At 45.4% G+C, this 3269-nt stretch carries 2 protein-coding genes and 1 pseudogene; all 3 read left to right on the plus strand.

The window, feature by feature from the left end; genetic code table 11:
• The coding region (locus AC1DUA_RS30725; RefSeq protein WP_477503358.1) for a DNA translocase FtsK at positions 1-1848 on the plus strand (1848 nt) is incomplete at its 5' end.
• 140 nt (positions 1849-1988) lie between these two features.
• Positions 1989-2792: a spore cortex-lytic enzyme gene (sleB, locus tag AC1DUA_RS30730; RefSeq protein WP_477503359.1), complete on the plus strand. Its 804-nt coding sequence runs from the start codon at positions 1989-1991 to the stop codon at positions 2790-2792.
• Between the two features lie 99 nt (positions 2793-2891).
• Positions 2892-3269 (plus strand): annotated as a pseudogene (locus tag AC1DUA_RS30735) (EF-P 5-aminopentanol modification-associated protein YfmF); the annotation flags it as partial.

Genomic DNA, 3269 nt, shown 5'->3' on the forward strand with positions numbered 1-3269 from the left:
CCTGTTGACGATGAGTTCGATGAAGAAGTTTTCCAGCCAGTGAAACGCAAGAAATCACCACTTATAATGGAATTGTTACGACCTATTAAAGAAGGTCGGAAGAAGGCAACTACAGCTGTAAGTGATGAGATTGAAGATGAACTTCTACATAATGCAGAAGCAGCGGAAGCTTCCGAACAAGTGGTTTATAAATCGAATGAAGGACGAGTTGCTGGCGATATCTCTTCGGAGGACCAGCCTGTCACACCGATCATTCGCGACTTTCAGGAGCAGGTGTTTCAAGAAGCACAACAATCGGTTAAACCTGTCTCAGCTGCATCTACAACAGTATTACCTAAGACAAAACCTGCCTCAGCGGGTGATGGAGCGGCTGAAGATGAGCCTGTTACTTTAGAGTTTCAAGATCATGTACCGGCCGTCCAAACTCGTCCTTACGAAATGCCTGCACTCGAACTACTGGCGAAGCCGGCTGTTGGCAAAGGAAGTGAGATGTCCGATTACAAAGCAAACGCCAGAAAGCTGGAAGCTACCTTGGAAAGCTTCGGAGTTCGTGCCAAAGTTCTCGAGGTTGTCAGAGGTCCTGCTGTTACACGGTATGAAATTCAACCTGACGTCGGCGTGAAAGTTAGTCGGATTGTATCCTTAACCGACGATATCGCGTTGGCGCTAGCTGCTAAGGATATTCGAATGGAAGCTCCGATTCCTGGTAAGTCGGCGATTGGGATTGAGGTTCCAAACCTAGAGGTCTCGATTGTAACAATGCGAGAAGTGATGGAAACGTCAGCTTTTCAAGAATCCACCTCTCGCTTGTCTGTTGTACTTGGAAGGGATATTTCCGGACAACCCATCGTTGGGAATTTGGCTAGAATGCCCCACTTACTAGTAGCTGGTGCCACAGGGTCGGGTAAATCTGTATGTATCAACGGGATCATTACGAGTATCTTGTATAAAGCTAAACCGAACGAAGTAAAGTTTTTGATGATCGATCCCAAGATGGTTGAGTTAAATGTATACAACGGAATACCACATCTTCTGGCGCCGGTTGTTACTGATCCACGCAGAGCTTCTCTAGCTCTCAAGAAAATCGTTGTCGAGATGGAGAAACGATATGAGCTTTTCTCGAAGAGCGGGACGCGTAACATTGAAGGTTACAATGCGATGCTTATCGAGAGCGGTACGGCAGCTCCGCTGCCGTATTACGTTGTCATTGTAGATGAGTTGGCTGATTTGATGATGGTCGCAGCAAATGACGTAGAAGATTCGATCTGCCGATTAGCCCAGATGGCCCGTGCAGCAGGTATTCACTTGATTATTGCCACACAACGGCCTTCCGTTGATGTTATCACGGGGGTAATCAAAGCAAATATCCCTTCGCGTATTGCATTCGGTGTTTCTTCGCAAGTTGATTCACGGACAATTTTGGATATGGTTGGGGCCGAGAAGCTGTTAGGTCGAGGCGATATGCTTTATTTACCGGTTGGTGCCTCTAAGCCGGTACGTGTACAGGGCGCTTTTTTATCTGACCAAGAGGTTGAACATGTCGTAACGTTTGTGCGCACGCAAGAACAAGCCAATTATCAAGAAGAATTGGTGCCCCAAGTTGAAGATATGCCTGAGCAGCAAAATGAATTCGAGGACGAGCTGTATGATCAAGCCGTTCAAATCGTGTTAGAAGCGAAACAAGCCTCTGTTTCCTTACTTCAGAGACGCATGAGAGTTGGCTATACACGTGCAGCAAGGCTTGTTGATGCTATGGAAGCCAAAGGAGTTGTCGGCCCCTATGAGGGAAGTAAACCCCGTGAGGTGCTGATGTCAATTGAGCAATACCAACACAATCGAATTAGCTGATAACGAATATAGGATGAATGCATGGACACTCTCTTTTCTAGAGAGTGTTTTTGTTTGCATAAACAAAGACCCCCTTTCTCATAATAAGCTAAGAAAAGCAAGAAAAGGCTCTTATTTGAAAAGTGAGGTTGAGAAGGGGAATGAATAAACGATTAATTGTACTAACCTTTTGTATTGTTTTCGTATTGGTTGTTGCCTTCCAATTGAAAGGGAAGTTCAACCCGCCAGCAGAAGAAACGTTCAGCAAAAATGAGATACGTTATGGAGCTACGGGGACAGACGTCAATGAGCTGCAAGGACGTTTGAAATTCATCGGTTTTTATGGCGGCAATATAGACGGTGATTATGGGTATAAGACATTAACGGCTGTGAAACGTTTCCAAGGCGAATTTGGGATGACTGTAGATGGCATTGTAGGAGCAAAAACAAAGCTTAAGCTCTGGGAAGCCACGAAGAATTGGAAACCAACAGCGCCAGCAACTGGAGGCAACACAAGTGGTGGTGGTGGTGGTGGAAGTACTGGTGGTGCCGACACGGGGACTTCCGACCAAAAGCCGCCTAATCTGCTTCCATCTAATAACCTTGGGCTCTCGGACCAGGATATTAACTTAATGGCAAATGCTGTGAATGGTGAAGCCCGCGGGGAACCGTATATTGGACAAGTTGCCGTGGCAGCAGTCATTTTGAACCGTGTCAAAAATCCGAGCTTCCCCAATACGGTGTCTGGCGTAATTTTTCAACCAGGTGCGTTCACTGCTGTAGCAGATGGCCAAATTTGGCTTACACCGAGCGAATCGACGAAAAAAGCTGTTAAGGATGCATTAAGCGGCTGGGATCCTACAGGTGGGTGTATCTATTATTTTAATCCGGTAACAGCAACATCCAAATGGATTTGGAGTAGACCACAAGTTAAGAATATTGGCAAGCATATTTTTTGTAAATAATTTCGAGATGGACAAGGAGAAGGGACCTGCATTGGTTGCTTCTCCTTCTCGTATAGGAATATAATGGAACTATTACGAACTTAGAAGGGAGACAGACCTTTGAAGCATATACAATTTGAGCGCAGCACGTTGAATCATATTCGTTTGCATGTGCTGCCGACAGATCGGTTCAAAACGTTTGCTATTTCCGTGTACATAGGCCGTCCCTTAGATGAAGATACGGTCACGAATACCGCCCTTACTCCTTTTGTATTGCGCAGAGGAACGGAATTACGGCCAGAAACGCAGCAATTTCGAGAGTATCTTGATGATTTGTATGGCGCAGGTTTTGGTTTTGATATTTACAAAAGAGGCGATTATCAAATTGTGCAGTTGCGGATGGATATTATTAATGACCGTTTCGTAAAGTCAGCACAATCACTTTTGAAACAAGGGCTTGATTTCGTTGGAGAAACACTGACACGACCTGCTCTGGAG

The organism is Paenibacillus sp. 01T422, assembly GCF_056398785.1.